Here is an 18,086-nt window from a genome sequence, read left to right on the forward strand (position 1 = left end):
GCCCCTATTCTAAACTTGATTTCGCGTGAAACCTAGCGGCTATGCCGGTTGGCCACGACGAGCACCAAACAGCCGTCTGCGCCCCAGATCTACGCCGCCAGCCCCTTGCTGCAACGGCAAGGAGTGCAGCATTTTGAGGGTGCTGCTCACCAGCGAGCGCCCCTCCTCGGCCCCGAGATGGGGATCGAGCGGCGACATCAGAGAGCAGGCCAGCAGCTGTCCCGTCTCGGGCAATTCACCCACCATAAAGGTCATGTTGCCGCAGGGGAGCTGCAGAGCGAGCCGATCGCTGCTGCTGCGCACCGGCCATAGTTGATCCGGCCCCGGCAGCACCACCAAGCTCAGCATCCAGGGGGTGAGCACGCAGCCGAGCCACTGCTCTTCAAACAACACGCACTCGGCCACTATGGGCATGGTGGCGTGATAGAAGGGCAGCCCTTGCATTTCTTCGCGGGCGATCCGCTCGTACTGGGCTACCAGCAAAGGCGCGGGATTGCTGGCAAAACCGGCAAACTCCTGTACGGCATCCACCTCGCTCAAATGGGACTGCGCCATAAACCCTCCAGCTCTTGTTTTGCCTTTTCCTGTTCGGAAAGCGGCATTGCGGGGGCGCCAACGCTGGCCAGCAGGGTCAAAATCCGATCCTTCGCCTCCCCCATCGCGGCCGCCACTCGCGGGGTGAGGCCGATGCGGGGTTCGAGGGATTCAGGCTCTATGCCGATCAGGGTGAGCCGCTTTGGCGACTCCCCCGTCATGTGCAGCGCCGAGAGCACGTCCGCCAGCCCCAGCTGATGCGGGGAGATCTTGCGGCCAAACAGGGTCGGGATCTCCTCATCCTTCAGGGTCACTACTGTGCCCGGCGGGTTACCGCTGCGCACTGCGTCCGCCAGTATGATGTGGTCACGACTGGCCATGGCTTCCAGCAGCTCCATGCCGGCGGTGCCGCCGTCCAGCAGCTCTATGCCGGGTGCGAAACGGTATTCGCGCCCCAGCGCCTCGACGAGGCGCACTCCCACCGCCTCGTCGCTCAAGAGCAGGTTGCCCACTCCCAGGATCAGGGTGTTCATCACAGCACCTTCACCTGAGTCACTTCGCCATTTTGGGTATCCACCACGTGCACTGCGCAGGACATGCAGGGGTCGAACGAGTGGATGGTGCGCACCACTTCCAGCGGTTTGGCGGGATCCGCCACCGGCGTGCCCACCAGTGCCTGCTCGTAAGGGCCGGGCTCGTCATTGAAGTTGCGCGGACCCGAGTTCCAGGTCGACGGCACCACCGCCTGATAGTTGGCAATCTTGCCCTCCTTGATGACGATCCAGTGGGAGAGCATGCCGCGCGGCGCCTCTTCAAAACCCACCCCGCGAAACTCCTTGTCCGCCGGGATCTCGGCCTTGATGTAGGCGGTGAAATCCCCCTTGCCGATGTTGTCGATGAGCGCCTTCCACTGGTGCGCCAGGGTGTCTTTCAGCACGCAGCAGCGCACCGCGCGGCCAATGATGCGGCCCATGGTGGAGTGCAGCTGTTCGGTCTTGATGGCAGAGCCGGTGAGTGCCTTGTAGATGCCGTTCAGCTGATCGAAGTGAGCCACCGTCTCCGGGTGCTTGGCAGCCAGTTTCACCAAAAGATCTGCGAGCGGCCCCACCTCCACCACCTTGCCGTAGAAGGTGGGGGATTTGACCCAGGAGTATTTGCCATCATCCTGCCAGCCGGTGTAGCTGGGTTCGGTTTTGCCCTCCCACGGCTTGAGCGGCTCATCATCCTTGTACCAGGCGTGCTTGTTGCTCTCGGCAATGCCATCCATCAGCCAGGCATCCTGATGACTCTCGATGGGGCGATAACCCGCAAGATTGCCATTCTCGATATAGCCGCCCGGCATCAGGAAGCTGCCACCGTCGGCGTCGGTGGGGAGTTCGGGCACGCTCAGATAGTGCTTGGCCCCCTGCCCCAGCGCCAGCCACTCGGGGTAGTGAGCGGCTATGATGGCGGCATCCACCTTGTAGACCTGCTCGATGAACTCGCCGAGCCGGTCGATGAAGCTCTTCACATAGAGCAGCCGTTCCAGGTTGAGCACGCTCGGCGCATCCAGGTTGATGGGGTTGGCCACCCCCCCCACCGCCAGGTTCTGGATGTGGGGCGTCTTGCCACCCAGAATGGCGACGATGCGGTTGGCATCGCGCTGGCACTCCAGCGCCTGCAGGTAGTGGGCCACTGCGATGAGGTTCACCTCCGGGCTCAGCTTCATCTCCTTGTGACCCCAGTAGCCGTTGGCAAAGATGCCGAGCTGACCGCTGGCCACCAGCGCGCGGATCTTGTCCTGCACCTTGGTCAGCTCTTCGGCGCTGTTGAGGGACCAGGTAGACACCCCTTTGAGGATGTCCGCCGCCTTTTGCGGATTGGCCTTAAGCGCCGCCGTGATGTCCACCCAGTCCAGCGCCGAGAGCTGGTAGAAGTGGACTATGTGATCGTGGATGTTGTGGGCCGCGATGATGAGGTTGCGGATGTACTGGGCATTGACCGGCACCTTGGCGCCGATGGCGTTCTCCACCGCCCGTACCGAGGCGATGGCATGGATGGAGGTGCATACCCCACAGATCCGCTGCACTATCATCCAGGCATCCCGTGGGTCTTGCCCTTTGACAATCTCCTCCATCCCGCGCCACATGGTGCCGGACGACCAGGCTTTGGTCACGACGCCGCCTTCGATCTCGCAGTCGATACGCAGGTGCCCCTCAATACGGGTGATGGGGTCTATGGTGATACGTTGGCTCATACGTTGGCTTTCCCTCGGGCCTGATAATCTTGGTGAACACGTTCAAGTGATGGCAGTACCGGCAAGAGCCGGATCAACAGCAAATAGGCACACACCTCGATGGCGACGAAGCCCAGGGAGATCAGCACCTCCTCCGCGGAGGGGAAGTAGTGGTAGCCATTGCCGGGGTTGAAGGCGAGCAGGGAGTAATCCAGTCGCCAGAGGGCTGCGCCCAGCAGCATGCTGAGGGCCCCCAGGAACAACATGCGCGAATCCCGGCGGCTCTTGTCCCAGTGGAACACCAGCAACGGGAAGATCATCAGCGCAATCTCGCTCCAGAACATGATGGAGAAGCGATTGAGATCGGAGAGGTACTCCGACTTGTCATTGATGACGATCTCGGCAAAGCGCAGCGCCACAAACAGGATCAGGAAGATGTCGATCACCTGGGTCAGCTTGTAGAAGAGCGACTTCTCGTTGGGGCCCCGCCCCGCCAGTCCCGCCTGCACCAAAGAGCCCTCAAACACCACGATGGAAAAGCCCATGATGAATGCGGTCAGCAAGGAGAAGACCGGCAGCAGCTCGTAGCTTTGCCAGAGCGGATGGATCTTCTCCCCCGCCACTATCATCAGGGAGCCCATGGAGGACTGGTGCATGGTGGGCAGCAGGGCCCCCAGCGCCAGCACGAAGAACATGATCTTGTTGAGGCGAATGAGTGACGCCTTCCAGCCAAACTTTTCCAGCAGCACGGGCGCGAACTCCAGCGCCATCACCCCGATATAGATGGTCATGCAGACCGCCGTCTCGAACAGCACAGAGGAGGTGTTGAAGTGGCCGGGCAGGTAGAAGTACGGCAGGTTCCAGTAACGCCCCACGTCGATGGTGATGGAGAGGCCCCCCAGCGAATAGCCGAACAGACTGGCCAAGAGCGCCGGTCGTACCAGGGGGTGATACTCGCCCCGGTTGAACACGTAAACCGCCCAGGCCAATGCCCAACCGCCGCAGGCGAAACCGGTACCGATCAGCAGGTCAAAGGAGATCCACAGCCCCCAGGGATAACCCCCGTTGAGATCGGTGACCGAGCCCAGCCCGAAGAAGAGGCGTTTGAGGATCAGCATGCCGCACAGCACGGCAAAGGGGGCCAGCACCAGTACGGGCCAGCTGACCAGCTTGCCGCCGAGCGGATACGCCTTGTGATTACTCATGATCCTTGCCTCCCTTTTCATGGCCCTGCTTGCCCGAGCCCTGATCATGGCCATCGCCTTGATGGTGATCGTGGCCGTTCTTCTTGCTGTTGCGACGAATGAGCACGGAGAGGCCGGTCAGCACCACCATGGGCAGCACCATCCCCTTGTAGAGGGTGTGCTGGATATGCTCGGAGCGGGCCCCGGAGGAGAGCTCTGGCAGGTCGGGCATGTCGAGCTTGGTATAGGGCACCCCGGCCAGCACCAGCACCTGGGTGCCGCCCCCCTCCTTCTCGCCATAGACGTAAGGCTGGTAGCTCGGCACTTCATGCAGATAAGGGTCGTTGGCGGTAAGGGTCTGGCGCGGATAGGCGTATTCGCTACCCGGGCTCGCCAGCAGGCGGCGCTTGGCCTCGGCCATCAGATCCTCGCGGGTGCCAAAAATCACGGCGCCAGTGGGGCACACCTCGACACAGCCGGGCAGCTTGCCCTGATCAATCCGTTCAAGCCCTTTCTGGTTGCAGAGTTCGCACTTGTGGATGGCCCCCAGCGGGTTGTCATAATCATATTTGGGCACATCGAACGGGCAGCCCACCATGCAGTAGCGGCAGCCGGTGCAGACACTCGGGTCGTAGTGGACTATGCCGGTCTTGGGATCTTTTGTAAGAGCCTGCACCGGACAGACCGAAACGCAGTTGGGATCGACGCAGTGCATGCACTGCTTCTTGATGTAGGCATAGCCATCCACCAGCTGATCCTTGTGCTCACCCGTGCCGCTCTTCCACACCTGAATGATGTTGTTGGTGTAGGGCGTCAGCTTGTCGTTGGTGGACCAGGTCTGTGCTCCCTCCGGATTGGACGGGTTGCCATTCAAACGCTGACACTCCGCCACACAGGCCTGACAGCCGACGCAGAGGGTGGAGTCATAGAGCATGCCGAGCGACCCGGGAATGGGCGGCTTGTTCTTGGCCGCCGCCAGCGCAGTGCCAGGCACGCTTGCCCCTGCCGCCAGTGCACTAGCAGAGGCGAATTTGAGAAAATTGCGTCTGTTCACGGTCACTCCTCCCGTGATGGGTGCTGCCCGGCTTCGTGGCGCTTCTGCTGGCGACCGAGTTCACGCACCGTCATCAGACTTACCCCCACCAGCACCCCGAGGGCCCCCCCGATGAGACCCGTGGCGGTGGGCGAGGTATAGCCCCCCTCCTGGATCTTCACATCGGGTTTATCCACCCGCGGGGTCGGGTTCTCGACCTTGGCGAGCTGGAAGATCCCCTTGCTGAAACCCACCCCCTGCTCGTTGCAGCCATAACAGGGGTGGCCGATGCCGACCGGCCAGATGCCGCCGCCCACATCACAGAACTCCAGGGTCGAGCAGTTGCCGTAGGTCTCGGGTCCCTTGCAGCCCAGATGGTAGAGGCACCAGCCCTGACGGTGGCCCTCGTCACCAAACTCCTTGGCAAAACGCCCTGCATCGAAGTGCGGACGACGTTCGCAGTTCTCATGGATAAGGCGCTCATAGGCAAACAGCGGGCGCTTCTTGCTATCCAGCGCTGGCAGCTTGCCGTAGGTGATGTAGTAAGCAACCGTGGTGAGGAAGTTGTGGGGATTGGGCGGGCAGCCGGGAATATTGATGATGGGGGTGCCGATATTGCCGAGGGCCTCTTCAAGGCTGACGGCGCCGGTCGGGTTGCCACCGCTGGCAGGTACGCCACCCCAGGCAGAGCAGGAACCGATGGCGATGACGGCGGCGGCATCGACGGCAGCACGGCGAATATGGTCGACGATGGGCTCACCGGCCACCATGCAGTAGACGCCACCATCTTTGAGCGGAATGGAGCCATCCACCACCAGCACGTACTTGCCTTTATAACGCTTGATGGCGTTGTGCTTGTTCTCTTCCGCCTGATGACCAAAGGCCGCCGAGAGCACCTCGTGATACTCCAGCGAAATGGTGTTGAGGATCAGGTTTTCGATGGTGGGGTGCGTGGCGCGCAACAGCGACTCGGTGCAACCTGTGCACTCCTGCGCCCCAATCCAGATCACCGGCGGTCGCTCGGGGCTGGTGAGCGCAGCAGCCATCTTGGCCACAGCATTCTGGCTTAGACCCAGGGTTGCGGCCATCCCGGCGCACAATTTCATAAAGTCACGGCGATTAATTCCATGAGCCGATAAAAAATTATCCTCGACCATTCTTCTTATTCCCGTTAGTGAGCACTTGTTTGATAAATGCTTAATGACGGAAATGCTAAGGACTCCCCTCTCCTCACGTGTTGATCTTTATCAAGCCACAGGGCATTACCAAAATATAAAACCCATCACCATTAATCAAAAAAACCATATGTAGCAAACTCTTAACTCTTCCAGCACCGGCTTACACAAATACCCAAAAGGGGGTAATTAATGCTGAAATTGAATTAACAACATTAAAATTACACGTTAATTCTCGATGCTAAATATTCAGAGCGGATACCTGATCACACAAATTATCCCATGCAGGTGTTACTGACACTGAGTAATCCCGATGAAAATAAACACCGCTACCAGATACACCTTTATTTAATGTAAATGAAATATTACTGAAGCGAACGGAGATAGCAATAAGACGCGCTATCATATGACCAGATATTTAATCGACAGGCATGAGAAGCTGACACGAAAAGCCTCAAAAGGGTCTTCCACTTGCTGCGCAGGCTCCTCCAATGACGACAGCGTATCATAAGCACGCCAACCAATGACTCATACGAGAGCCTTCATCATTGCCTCGGAGGCCCTGCTTGTGCATATTGCCCTGTTCCAAATACCAGCGACATATCATCGCTCATCAACACAGGGTTTCTCGTATCAGGCATACAGAGATAATGGAAAAGAGGGGGGAAACCACTGTGGATTTTTCTCTTGTCGCTATGCCCCCTTGCGATCCTCCGGGAGCAATTCGTTTCCTGGCTGCAGACAGAAATAATTCCCCGACAAGAAAACGCGATAGAAATCACCAGCCAAAAAACATTGGCAGATGAAAATGCCATGATTTTGTCAAAAAACGATTATTCATCATACACTATTTACCATTACAAGCACGACTGGTAACATAATTAAAACATAAGCAGGTGTATGTGCTAACGGTGTGGTGACCATGCTCCCTACAAAGTCGCTACCTGTATTGAAGCAGTTCACCATGGAGGGCTCAGACAAACTGGCCGATATTTTATATCCATATACCAGTGAGGGTTTATTTGTAAAATAGGTATTAGCTCGTCAGCACATGGCTGAATATAAAGATAATGCCTATGCCAATTAGATATTCAAATGACATTGTAAATCTTTAATCGCACAAGGAGTGCGATGACTGAATGACGTTTGCCAAACACGCCATGCTTATTGTGCTGCCGGCAATATCCATCTTCATTTTCATGGAAGAAATAACCCATCATGAATACTGTTACTGCCAGCATCGATGTGGATGCACTGCACCATAATTTTGCCGTTGTGCGGCGCCATGCTCCCCACAGCAAGATCATCGCCGTGCTCAAAGCCAACGCATATGGACATGGTCTATTGCAAGTCGCCAATACCCTGTCTCAGGCGGATGCCTATGGGGTGGCGCGGATCGAAGAGGCGCTGGTTCTGCGGGCAAACGCCATCACCAAGCCCATTCTGGTGTTGGGTGGATTCTTCTCGGCAGAGGCACTCCCCCTGCTGGCGGCTCACGACTTACAGACCACCATTCATACCTGGGATCAGCTGGCACTGCTTGAGCAGGCCGACCTGCCGACACCGATCACCGTCTGGCTCAAGCTTGATACGGGAATGAACCGGCTGGGGCTCAGGGCGCAGGATATTCCCGCTTTTGTCGAGCGGCTGGCCAACTGCAAGAACGTGGTGCAGCCCTTTCATCTCATGACCCATTTCAGTCAGTCCGACGAGCAGGACAGCCAAGCCACCCCGCAGCAGATCGAGGAGTTCAATGCACTCACAGCACGGATGCAGGGCGAGAGGGCCATGGCCAACTCGGCGGGGATCCTGGCCTGGCCAGACTCTCGCAGCGACTGGATAAGGCCGGGTATCATGCTCTATGGCGCCTCCCCCTTTGGCGGACAGCTGGCATCCGATCATGATTTGCGTCCCGTCATGACCCTCAGGAGCCAGCTCATCGCCATCAGACCATGCGAGCAAGGGGAGTCGGTAGGATATGGCGGCCATTGGGTGGCCCATCATGACACCACTCTGGGCGTGGTTGCGGTCGGCTATGGGGATGGATATCCACGCATGGCACCTCAGGGAACCCCTGTGCTCATCAATGGTCGGCGGGTCCCCATAGTGGGGCGAGTGTCCATGGACATGATCACGGTCGATCTTGGGCCCGGTGCCGGTGACAAGACGGGGGATGAGGTGATCCTGTGGGGGGATGGCCTGCCGGTGGAGCAGGTGGCAGAAAAGATAGGAACCATCCCCTATGAGCTCCTGACCCGGCTCACGTCGAGAGTCGTCATCAAACCCGCCAGCAAACGGGGAGCGTTGACGACAGCAAGCTGATGTGGCCTGCATTGTCATCTCTCACTCGCACAATGGCGTACCTCCATCAGGCAGGCACTCCACCATTGAGGTGAATAAAACCGGCACCATCAATTTGCCTGGCGTGTGGCTGGCATCATGACCAGCCACCTTTTGCTGTCCTGTTGCATATTCCATGCGTCGATTCATGCAAGAGTCGCTGCATGCAGCGGGCCCTGACACTCGATGTATTCATGCCTTCCCTGCCTCAGGATGCACAGATTGCCCGATTCCGCCATGCAGATGCCACGTCGCGGCTGACAATATCTCCTCTGCCACACCATCAGCCGGTGCATCTTCAGGCACAAAAAAGCCCCATGGATCTCATGGGGCTTTCTCAATTCATAGCGGTACGAAAGACATGACCAAATAGCATCGCACACAAGGGGGATATCGCAGAAAAATGGCACATCTGAAAGCAAAAAACCGACCATCAGGTCGGTTTCTTTAAATATGGCGGTGAGGGAGGGATTCGAACCCTCGATACGTTGCCGTATACACACTTTCCAGGCGTGCTCCTTCAGCCACTCGGACACCTCACCATATTTTTACTTTTTTGAAGTGGCTTTCGGAGCACGCTACGCGCGCTTTTTTGCCGACTTCGTCGGTGGGCAGCCATTCGGATACCTCACCAAATTTTGGTCTGTTGATTACAGTGTTCAGCCAACACTAGGTTCGCAGCACTGTTGCGCTGGAACGGGGCGTAATTTAGGGGAAAGCCCCGCCTGCGTCAACGGCTTTTTTCGCCAAAGAAACCGTTCGCACATTTAACGCACAAATCAATGCACAGATTCGGATCCGATCTGGATTTCAGGCAGATTCAGGAAGCCGAGGCGCTCGCATTCAGAGACCACTTCGTGGGTCGCGGCCGTAGTACTTTCAACGAACAACAGGAACTGCTCCACGGAGAGGCCCGCCTTGGTGAAGACGGTGTGACCGACGATGAGGCGCGGCAGGTTGTCGTCGATGATATCGAGGAACACCTTGAGCGAGGGGTATTGCATGTTGAGACGACCCAGTTCGGCCATCAGCGGCAGCAGCGCCGAAGGGCGCACTTCCAGTTCGGATGAAAACAGCAACCCTTCCTCTTCGACAAAGATCCGGCTCTCCTGAATGCCGTCGACAGACTGCAGGGAGACAATGTGGATGCCATGACACTGGTCGCAAACATAGTGCTCGATGCGAGCCTGCTGCAACCAACGCATTATCATTTCAGAGCTGGGGATATTCATCATTTCCACGACACGATAAGGATCAAGGGGCGCAGTCTAAACCAATTTTCCGGCAACCAAAAGTGCAGTGGCCGGATAAGCGAGGGCTCCGCTTCTTTTTGGCAAGCGCTATGCATATACTCAGCCCATTCTCGCACCACCTTCGCTCGACAGAAGGCCAGATGACCATCCAAGAAAAGTATCGCCTGCATCTGAAATCCCTCTCGGATGAACTGCTGACTCTGCAAAAGCCCATCCGTATTCTGGATGCCATCAAGTGGCCCCGTCATCTTCAGGCCGAGTTTCTGGCCAAGGGGGGACGAGAGTTGCCCGCCATCGGCCAGCACTTCTACGAAACCCTCCCCCTTGGCTTCGATCCACGCAACAAGTATCTGGAGCTCAAGGAGCTGAGGGACAGGATCCGCAGAAAGCTGGGCCCCCAGGACGATCTGGGCCGCATCCTGCAAGAAACGGTCGATCAGTACATGGTGGTGATCGAGATGCTCCGCCAGCGCGGGCAACCTGATTTCCTGCGCTACAGCCAATTGCTCTATGGCTCCGCCAGCGACCACCTGCGCGGCGATCGCAAGACCCTCAAGGAGCTGGGAGCCCGCTTGTGCGATATCTTCTCCCTGCCCGGTGCCCGTCATCTGGTGCGCCCCTACCCCAAGGAGTTTGAAGGGGAAGCGGCGGTCGCCAAGCTGCAGGGCAAGCTGTCGAGCTACTTCAGCGAGGGAACTGTGCAGGTCAAGTTGAGCGATGGCATTGTCTCGGATGCCGCCGCCGGCGGGGATTACATCAAGCTCAGCTCCCACGCCCGCTTCTCCGAGCTGGATCTGCAAGTGCTGGAAGTACACGAAGGCTGGGTTCACGTGGGCACGACCTTGAACGGCCGCCAGCAACCCTACGCCACCTGGCTCAGTGCCGGCTCGCCGCGGATCACCGCTTGTCAGGAGGGGCTGGCAGTATTGATTGAAACCCTCACCTTCAGCTCCTTTCCGGATCGGGCCAAACGCATCTCGGACAGGGTGATGGCCATCGACATGGCGGAGCACGGCGCCGACTTTGTCGAAGTGTTCCAGCACTTTGTGAAACAAGGCACCAGCGAGCACGATGCCTACAAGATCACTCAGCGGGTATTTCGTGGCGGCATGGTCGAAGGGGGGGCCTGCTTTACCAAGGATCTCTCCTACGTGCGTGGCTACGTGGAAACGGTCAACTTCATTCGCAGCGCCGTGCTGGAAGGGGTACCTGAAATCCTGCCCATGCTGTTCGTCGGCAAGGTGACGCTGGATGACATTCCAGTGCTCTATCAGCACTATCTGGAGGGCTTGATCGATGCCCCCCGCTATCTGCCTCCCATGTTTCGCGACCTCACCGGACTCTATGTCTGGTTTGGTTTCGCCTCCGGCATGTCTCTGGTGGACATAGGCCGGGTACAGCACCATTTTCGCCAACTGTTTCACCGCCTGCCGGTGGCCGACCCCATCATAGCGCCGGTGGATATAGAGATAGACTGAGCCGCGGGCGGCAACAAAAAGGGCGCCATAGAGGCGCCCTTGCTGTCATTCCTATCAGGCTATTTATATGCCCGCCCGGCCAGATAGTGCTTGCGGCACAGGGACACATAGCGATCGTTGCCGCCTATCTCCACCTGCTCCCCATCGCGCATCACCTGCCCGGCTTCGCTCACCCGTGAGTTCATGTGAGCCTTGTTGCCACACCAGCAGATGCTTTTGAGCTCCTCAAACTTGTCAGCGAGGCATAGCAGATGGTAGGAGCCGGGGAACAGCTCCCCCCGAAAGTCGGTCTTCAGGCCATAGGCGATCACCGGAATATCCTGCTCATCGACGATGCGGGCCAGCTGGTAGACCTGTTCGCGGGTCAGAAACTGGGCCTCATCGACGATGAACACATCGATGCGTTTTACTGCATGGCGCGCCTTGACCATGTCGAACAGATCGCAGGTATCACTGAACACCTCCACCTTCAACTCCAATCCAACCCGGGCACTGATCACCCCGGCGCCGAAGCGATCGTCGATGGCCGGTGTCATGGCCAGGGGCTGCATGCCACGCTCCAGATAATTGAAGTGGGCCTGGATGAGCTGGGTGGATTTGCCTGAATTCATGGTGGCAAATTTGTAGTGCAGTGAAGCCATTATGCTGTTCCGAAACTGAATTTATGGGGCGCATGCTAACCAAAGCCCCGGACAAAACCAAGGGGCCCATGGGCCCCTTGCTCTTCAAGTGTGTTTTTTGTGCGTTATGCGGTGGCCAACGCCGGCCGTGTTTTCGCTTTGCGCAGGTGATAAGTGGTAAACACCACGAACCAGAGCGCACTGACGCTAAAGCCCGCCAGCACGGAATGCATCAACCCCATGGCCAGGTAGCCGAGCGCGGCACCAAAGGCGATGGTCAGCGCATAGGGCAGCTGGGTCATGACGTGATCGATATGATGGCAACCGGCACCCGTGGCCGACAATATGCTGGTACTGGAGATGGGCGAGCTGTGATCACCGAACACTGAGCCTGCGAGTACGGCGGCCAGCATAGGCAACATCAGGCTGATGTCACTGGCGGCCGCCATGTCACCGGCCAGGGGCAACATGATGCCGAAGGTGCCCCAGCTGGTACCGGTGGCAAATGCCATGGCGCAGGAGAGGATAAACACCACAGCAGGCAGCACTTCGATCGGCAGGTTGCCGTTCGCCAGGGAAGCCAGATATTTACCGGTTTCCACATCCCGCACCACAGAGCCGATAGCCCAGGCAAACAGCAGAATAGTGATCGCCGGCAGCATGGCCATCACCCCTTGGGGCGCGGCCTTGATCCAGTTCTTGGCACCCAGCTTGAGGCGCAGCGCCAGGCCGATGGAAACCACCAGGCTGCACAGGGCACCGTAAACCAGAGAGGAGCCGACATTGGTGTTCTCGAACGAACCGAGCACGCTGAAGGGCAGCCCCTTTTCGCTCAGCACGGCAGCCCCTGAGTCAATCATGAAGTAGACGGTGGCGGCGGTCAGCGTCAGGATCGGCAGCACCATGTCAATCATGCCGCCATTGCTCTCCTCCGGGCTCTCCATATCCAGACCGATGGGACGGCCCTTGGATTCATCCCACAGCTTGCCTTCCAGCGCCCACTGCTCATGTTGACGCATGGGGCCGATATCGAACTGAAACGCGATCACCACCAGCACCATGATCAGGGTGAACACGGCGTAGAGGTTCATCGGGATCATCTCGACAAACGCAGCAATCGGGCTCTGCTCGGTCAGACCGTGCGCAGCCATGATACCGCCTACCAGGGCGATAATGTAGGCGCCCCAGGAGGAGATGGGCATGAGCACACAGACGGGAGCCGCAGTGGAGTCGAGCAGATAGGCCAGCTTGGCGCGGGAGATCTGGAAGCGATCCGTCACCGGACGGCAGATGGCTCCCACCGACAGACTGTGAAAGAAGTCATCAATAAAGAAGGCAAACACCATCATGCCGGTGAGCGCCTTGGCCCCCTTGCGGGTCTTGGCACGGCGCTCGGCCCACTCGGCAAAGGCGCGGGTGGCGCCGGAGACGCTCATCAGGCTGATGAGGCCACCCAACAGCAGCATGAACAGTATCATGTTGACGTTGTCACGATTGAGCGCGCCATCGACCCAGAAGATCTTGAGCACTGTGTTCAAGATGTAATGCAGGGAGTCGAGGGGAGAAAACTGATTGAGCAGCAGGCTGCCGGTCAGGATCCCCGCCCCCAGCGACAGCAGGACGCGGCGGGTCAGGATCGCCAGGGCGACGGCCAACAAGGGGGGAACGACAGACCAACCTGAGTCGGCGTACTGAATGATGTCCATGATCTCTTTGCACCTAAAGACAGCAGGTGGAGATCTACCGAGAGGATAAAGAAACAAAACCCATGGGGAGGTTATACTCCTCAGCCCCTTCAGGTAGCGCTCCATAGTGGATGACTATGGCAGTCCTGCACCTGTTCGATGCAGAACCAGCAGCCCGGTATGATGGCCTGGCTACTTCGGCGCTGACTCCTTTCCTTGTGCATCACAGGCATCACCCTCCGCACAAGTAGTCATAGGCAGCGCGCCTCTACTTAAAGGTATTCGGGGCACATTTTATCGTGCTGGCACGTTATGGCAAGTTTTTTGATTAAATCCCCACGTTGGCCATTTTAAAATGGGGAAAAGGTAGTCAAATGGTGCAAATATTTTGGTTTTGTCGCTATTTTCACCTGCTTGGAACTCAGTCGGATATGACGTATTCAATATTACTGAATCCAGTCTGTACTCAAAACAGTTCACTTATTTTGCACGCTGAATTTATTATTTTGCTTATCTTGACTTAATAGCAAGCTGGCGTATAAATTACCCAAAATTACTCTTTTCATTTAATTCCCTCCTTTGCTCGCGTGGTGGACACTATGAACGAATTTTTGAAAGTACTGCTGAATATCCGTAGCTTGCGCGCAGCGTGCCGTGAGTTGACTCTGGAACAATTGGAAGAAGGCCTGGAAAAACTCTCTGCTATTGTTGCCGAACGTCAGCAGGATGAAGCCGCCGATCGTCAGGCCCGTGAAGAACATCAGCGCAAAATTAACGAATATACCGAAATGCTGAAAGCCGCTGGCATTGATCCTGCCGAGCTGGTTGGCACAGTGGCTAACGAGCCAGCCAAGGCTGCGAAAAAAGGCAAGCGTGCCCCACGCCCTGCCAAATATCGCTATCTGGATAATGGTGTTGAAAAGACCTGGACCGGTCAGGGCCGTATGCCTTCCGCGATTGCCAAGGCCGTTGCCGAAGGCAAATCCATCGAGGAATTTGCCATCTGATTGGCAAATCACCGACCAATAAAAAACCTCGCACTGCGAGGTTTTTTATTGCCTGATATAACGCCATCAGCCCCGTTCGGCTGCCTTGACCCAGAGCACTTCCGGCGTCCCGGTGCAGGCCAGCAGGTAGCGGGCTATGGTGAAGAACCAGTCACTCAGCCGGTTTACATAGGGCAGTATGGCCGGATTGATCTGCTCTGCACGGCTCAAACTCAGCAGCAGGCGCTCACAGCGACGGGTCAGGGTTCGCACCACGTGAGCTTGTGACGCAGCACGGGAACCACTGGGCAAAATGAAATTGCGCAGCAGGGGTAAATTGGCGCTGTAGGCATCGATTTGCTGCTCGAGGCGCAAGGTCCATTCGTTATTTACCTGCCAGATGGCCTCATGCTGGCCATCGCTGGAAAAAGCCAACTCCCCACCCAAATCGAACAACTCTTGCTGCAATAATACCAGGTCGGCTAATAACCCGGTTTCAGCTGCGGGCACCTCCGCAATGAGCAGACCTATATGAGAATTCAATTCATCGATATAGCCATAGGTTTCGACCCGCAGCTCATCCTTGGCCAATTGCACACCATCGGCCAGTCGGGTCATGCCTTTATCGCCCTGCCTCGTATATATCCTCATACCGACATCCTGTTAATAATGGGAACAATCATGGATTCGAGCCCGTTCAGCTTGATTTCATAGGCAAGGGCCAGCGTTTGACCCAGCGCACCGGCAGGAAAACCGGTGCGTGCCATCCACACCAGATAGGGCTCCGGAATATCGATGATGCGCCGCCCCTGATATTTGCCGTAAGGCATCTTGGTGGCCAGGGTGAGCAGCACACGCTCGTCGGATAACCACTCCATATTAATCAATATCCAGATATTTATGAGTCTGGATAGATAGCCGCCAATTACGGGCAATACAGACTGCCATCGCCAGCTGGGTAGCACGGGGCTTCTGGCTGATGGGCTGCAGCGCAATTTCCACATCCGGGCGTAAAGTAGCGGTTGCCAGCAGGGCATCGAGCTCCTCGATATGGCGCTCGGTCGCGACCGGGTGCTTTATTTCGTTGGCACGCTCAAGCGCCGATACCAGCACGGGCAGGCCCCCCTTCATACCAATCTTGGGCGAAACTGTGACCCAGGTACTGTCGTGAGTCTTGATCTCGCTGGTACCGCTGGTTTCGATCTGCACCTGATATCCCGCCGCCAGCAAGACGGTGGAGAGCTCATGCAGATCATAGAGGCAAGGCTCGCCCCCCGTGATCACCACATGGCGAGCCTGATAACCCAGCTGCTGGAAACTGGCCAGGATCTGATCCGTGCTCATCTTGCTCCAGCTATCAGACTCGTTGGAGCAGTCCAGCACCGCCTGTACCCCCACTTCACGAGCAGGATCGACAATCCAGGTATGACGGGTGTCGCACCAGGGGCAACCCACGGGGCAGCCTTGCAGGCGAACGAAGATGGCGGGCAGGCCGGTGAAGATGCCCTCCCCCTGGATGGTCTGGAATATCTCGTTGATTGGGTAGTGCATCACGGTCACGGCTTGTTGCAAAAGTCGCGGATTATACCCCAAGCAAGGGCAAGACGCAGGCTCACAGTCCGCTTTTCTCACACAATCCGGTTTTCTCGTACAGCCGGGCCATGATCCCCGCCTTGTCGGCCAGATACAGATCCAGCCCCCGGCTACGCAGTTCGCAGGCAGGACAATTACCACAGCCATCGCCGGCAATGCCGTTATAACAGGTGAGTGTCTGCTGGCGCACCGTCTCCAGGTGGCCGTAGTAATCCGCCAGCGCCCAGGTTTCAGCCTTGTCGAGCCACATCAGCGGGGTTTCAAAACGGATGCCGCGATCAAGCCCCAGAGAGACGGCCTGATTGAGCGACTTGACGAACTCGTCACGGCAATCTGGGTAGCCGGAAAAATCCGTCTCGCACACCCCTGTGATCACCGCCTCGGCACCCACCTGGTAGGCATAGATAGATGCCAGGGTCAGAAACAATATGTTGCGACCTGGTACGAAGGTGTTGGGCAGGCCGTTGTCCTGCAATTCACCACTGACCGGGATCTCGTCCCGGGTCAGGGCCGAGACGGCCAGTTCATTGAGCAGGGTCACATCCATCACCTTATGGGCGGCGATCCCAAACTGAGTGGCCAACCGGCGAGCAGTCTCAATCTCCTCCCGATGGCGCTGGCCATAATCGAAGGTAATGGCGTGTACCTCGTCATAATGGGCCAGAGCCTGTACCAGACAGGTGGTACTGTCCTGCCCACCACTGAATACCACGACGGCTTTTTTCACGTTCATCACTCCTGGTTTGCAATTCACACGCGGCGACCCTGTGCAAAGTCATGCCACTGCTGGTTTAAATGGGTAAAGAGGGTCATCAGCGGGGCGAAGCGTTCGGGCTCCCCCTCCCACTGGGACAACAGATGGTAGCCAGCCTCCAGGGTCGACAGTGCCTCGGGAAAGGGTTTCTTGCGAATGGAGTACTGGCCAGGGATGGCGCCGAGCTTGATCCTGGGCAACCGCAGCAAGGCCGGATTGCTGTGCAACATGCGATACGCCTTGCGCCAGGTGCCATCGAGCAGGATGAAGCAGACCTTGCCGCCCTCATCGTTTTGCACGATTCGCTCTCGCACCCGATCCAGCCCCAGAGCCTGCTCGTCGGGCCAGAGCAGATAACAGTGCATCTTGGGATCCGCCAGCAAGGCATTGAGCCACTGAGCCCCGGCGAAGTCTTCTCCCACATGAATACGGGCCCGGGTCAGGGACGCGGCCAGCAGAGCGGCTGTACCCTTGGGATGCCCTGCTTCGCTCGGGTGCTGCAGAATATGAAGGGGAGCGAGATGGGATACCTGCCGAATATAATCACAAAGGCAGGCTTTGAGGGCTCTGGTGCAACGTGTACAGTATCGACTGTTCTTGTCGTTGGGCCGTTTCATGTTGTCTGAAAAATCAGGATTGCTCTGGGTTATCACGCTTTCACTCGCCAGCTTGTTGCTCTTTTTCACCGTACCGAATCACCTGCTCTCCTTCGAGCGAGCCCTGATCGCCCAGGGTGAAGGGTGGCGCATCATAACAGGCAATCTGGCTCATACCAATCTGTGGCACCTGCTGCTCAACCTGAGCGGTCTGTGCGTGCTCTACAGTCTGTTTCGGGAATACCTGACGGGTTGCCGCCTGCCGGTACTGCTGCTGCTCTTGGGTGGCGCCGTCGGCCTCGGGATCTGGTGGTGGTGTCCGCAAACCCAGTGGTATATGGGGTTGTCAGGAGCCTTGCACGGCCTGTTCGTATGGGGAGCCTTGCAGGATATCCGCTATCGCCGCTATTCGGGCTGGCTGATGTTGCTGGGGGTGACCATCAAACTGGGGGTGGACTTCTACAGCGCGGGGGGAAGTCCGGTATCTGCCCTTATCGGCGCACGGGTACACATAGAGTCACATCTGATTGGTTCGGGAGCTGGCCTGTTGCTCGGCCTGCTGCCCGTCAGTCTGGGTACCCAAACCATCAAGGAGTGACTTCTACCGGCAGAGTGCCGTGCCGGCAGAACAGGACAGGCC

At 57.5% G+C, this 18,086-nt stretch carries 18 protein-coding genes, 1 tRNA gene and 1 riboswitch; of the genes, 4 read left to right on the forward strand and 15 right to left on the reverse strand.

Features of this window, described 5'->3' with window-relative positions; translation table 11 throughout:
* Positions 1-39: 39 nt before the first annotated feature.
* From hybE to hybO, 6 genes are read right to left on the reverse strand one after another with little or no spacing between them, the layout of a single operon-like run.
* Complete coding sequence (gene hybE, locus AC1P02_RS18115; RefSeq protein WP_485182828.1) at positions 40-555, reverse strand: hydrogenase-2 assembly chaperone; 516 nt, start codon at positions 553-555, stop codon at positions 40-42.
* Positions 537-1,067, reverse strand: a complete 531-nt coding sequence (locus AC1P02_RS18120; protein WP_485182829.1) for a HyaD/HybD family hydrogenase maturation endopeptidase — start codon at positions 1,065-1,067, stop codon at positions 537-539. The genes hybE and AC1P02_RS18120 overlap by 19 nt, the downstream gene beginning before the upstream one ends.
* Positions 1,067-2,770, reverse strand: coding sequence for a hydrogenase 2 large subunit (hybC, locus tag AC1P02_RS18125; RefSeq protein WP_306638279.1), 1,704 nt, complete (start codon positions 2,768-2,770; stop codon positions 1,067-1,069). Before hybC ends, AC1P02_RS18120 begins: the two co-directional genes overlap by 1 nt.
* The gene (hybB, locus tag AC1P02_RS18130; protein ID WP_087755532.1) at positions 2,767-3,954 is read right to left on the reverse strand and encodes a Ni/Fe-hydrogenase cytochrome b subunit; all 1,188 of its coding nucleotides are present in this window, start codon (positions 3,952-3,954) and stop codon (positions 2,767-2,769) included. Before hybB ends, hybC begins: the two co-directional genes overlap by 4 nt.
* Positions 3,947-4,987, reverse strand: coding sequence for a hydrogenase 2 operon protein HybA (gene hybA / locus AC1P02_RS18135; protein ID WP_265455885.1), 1,041 nt, complete (start codon positions 4,985-4,987; stop codon positions 3,947-3,949). The genes hybB and hybA overlap by 8 nt, the downstream gene beginning before the upstream one ends.
* A 2-nt stretch (positions 4,988-4,989) precedes the next feature.
* Positions 4,990-6,123 carry a hydrogenase 2 small subunit gene (gene hybO / locus AC1P02_RS18140; protein ID WP_058394086.1) on the reverse strand — a complete coding sequence of 378 codons (1,134 nt, stop codon included), beginning with the start codon at positions 6,121-6,123 and terminating at the stop codon, positions 4,990-4,992.
* Between the two features lie 1,236 nt (positions 6,124-7,359).
* On the opposite strand from hybO, the gene alr reads away from it, so the two are divergent.
* On the forward strand, positions 7,360-8,463 hold the full coding sequence (gene alr, locus AC1P02_RS18145) for an alanine racemase (RefSeq protein WP_429179064.1): 1,104 nt from the start codon (positions 7,360-7,362) through the stop codon (positions 8,461-8,463).
* A gap of 472 nt (positions 8,464-8,935) precedes the next feature.
* On the opposite strand, the gene AC1P02_RS18150 is transcribed toward alr, so the two are convergent.
* Positions 8,936-9,023 (reverse strand) — tRNA-Ser (locus tag AC1P02_RS18150).
* Positions 9,024-9,260: 237 nt separating this feature from the next.
* On the reverse strand, positions 9,261-9,716 hold the full coding sequence (locus tag AC1P02_RS18155; RefSeq protein ID WP_485182830.1) for a type III secretion system chaperone family protein: 456 nt from the start codon (positions 9,714-9,716) through the stop codon (positions 9,261-9,263).
* Between the two features lie 158 nt (positions 9,717-9,874).
* Here AC1P02_RS18155 and AC1P02_RS18160 point away from each other — a divergent pair, with 158 nt between their 5' ends.
* Positions 9,875-11,212: a flavohemoglobin expression-modulating QEGLA motif protein gene (locus AC1P02_RS18160; protein ID WP_005315095.1), complete on the forward strand. Its 1,338-nt coding sequence runs from the start codon at positions 9,875-9,877 to the stop codon at positions 11,210-11,212.
* Positions 11,213-11,271: 59 nt separating this feature from the next.
* Here AC1P02_RS18160 and AC1P02_RS18165 read toward each other — a convergent pair whose 3' ends face one another.
* Together AC1P02_RS18165 and AC1P02_RS18170 are read right to left on the reverse strand one after the other, a co-directional pair.
* Positions 11,272-11,853, reverse strand: a complete 582-nt coding sequence (locus AC1P02_RS18165; RefSeq protein WP_005315094.1) for a thymidine kinase — start codon at positions 11,851-11,853, stop codon at positions 11,272-11,274.
* Positions 11,854-11,957: 104 nt separating this feature from the next.
* Complete coding sequence (locus AC1P02_RS18170; protein ID WP_058394088.1) at positions 11,958-13,538, reverse strand: Na+/H+ antiporter NhaC family protein; 1,581 nt, start codon at positions 13,536-13,538, stop codon at positions 11,958-11,960.
* 86 nt (positions 13,539-13,624) lie between these two features.
* A riboswitch (Lysine riboswitch) is annotated at positions 13,625-13,796 on the reverse strand.
* Between the two features lie 320 nt (positions 13,797-14,116).
* On the opposite strand from AC1P02_RS18170, the gene AC1P02_RS18175 reads away from it, so the two are divergent.
* Positions 14,117-14,524, forward strand: a complete 408-nt coding sequence (locus AC1P02_RS18175; RefSeq protein ID WP_058394089.1) for an H-NS family histone-like protein — start codon at positions 14,117-14,119, stop codon at positions 14,522-14,524.
* Positions 14,525-14,590: 66 nt separating this feature from the next.
* On the opposite strand, the gene AC1P02_RS18180 is transcribed toward AC1P02_RS18175, so the two are convergent.
* The 5 genes from AC1P02_RS18180 to AC1P02_RS18200 form a co-directional block, all read right to left on the reverse strand.
* A complete protein-coding gene (locus AC1P02_RS18180; RefSeq protein WP_011898638.1) occupies positions 14,591-15,154 on the reverse strand; it encodes a cob(I)yrinic acid a,c-diamide adenosyltransferase in 564 nt (187 codons plus the stop codon).
* Positions 15,151-15,381 (reverse strand): DUF3820 family protein, encoded by a 231-nt coding sequence (locus tag AC1P02_RS18185; protein ID WP_099992885.1) that lies wholly within the window; start codon positions 15,379-15,381, stop codon positions 15,151-15,153. Before AC1P02_RS18185 ends, AC1P02_RS18180 begins: the two co-directional genes overlap by 4 nt.
* A gap of 1 nt (position 15,382) precedes the next feature.
* Positions 15,383-16,054: a 7-carboxy-7-deazaguanine synthase QueE gene (gene queE / locus AC1P02_RS18190; protein WP_005315059.1), complete on the reverse strand. Its 672-nt coding sequence runs from the start codon at positions 16,052-16,054 to the stop codon at positions 15,383-15,385.
* Positions 16,055-16,115: 61 nt separating this feature from the next.
* Positions 16,116-16,823, reverse strand: coding sequence for a 7-cyano-7-deazaguanine synthase QueC (gene queC, locus AC1P02_RS18195; RefSeq protein WP_087757314.1), 708 nt, complete (start codon positions 16,821-16,823; stop codon positions 16,116-16,118).
* Between the two features lie 23 nt (positions 16,824-16,846).
* Entirely contained in the window at positions 16,847-17,467 is a 621-nt protein-coding gene (locus tag AC1P02_RS18200; RefSeq protein WP_485182831.1) for a tRNA-uridine aminocarboxypropyltransferase, read from the reverse strand.
* On the opposite strand from AC1P02_RS18200, the gene rrtA reads away from it, so the two are divergent.
* Positions 17,466-18,044, forward strand: coding sequence for a rhombosortase (gene rrtA / locus AC1P02_RS18205; RefSeq protein WP_239497653.1), 579 nt, complete (start codon positions 17,466-17,468; stop codon positions 18,042-18,044). The genes AC1P02_RS18200 and rrtA overlap by 2 nt on opposite strands.
* Positions 18,045-18,086 lie beyond the last annotated feature (42 nt).

Source organism: Aeromonas sp. TS_SC_11, from assembly GCF_057318915.1.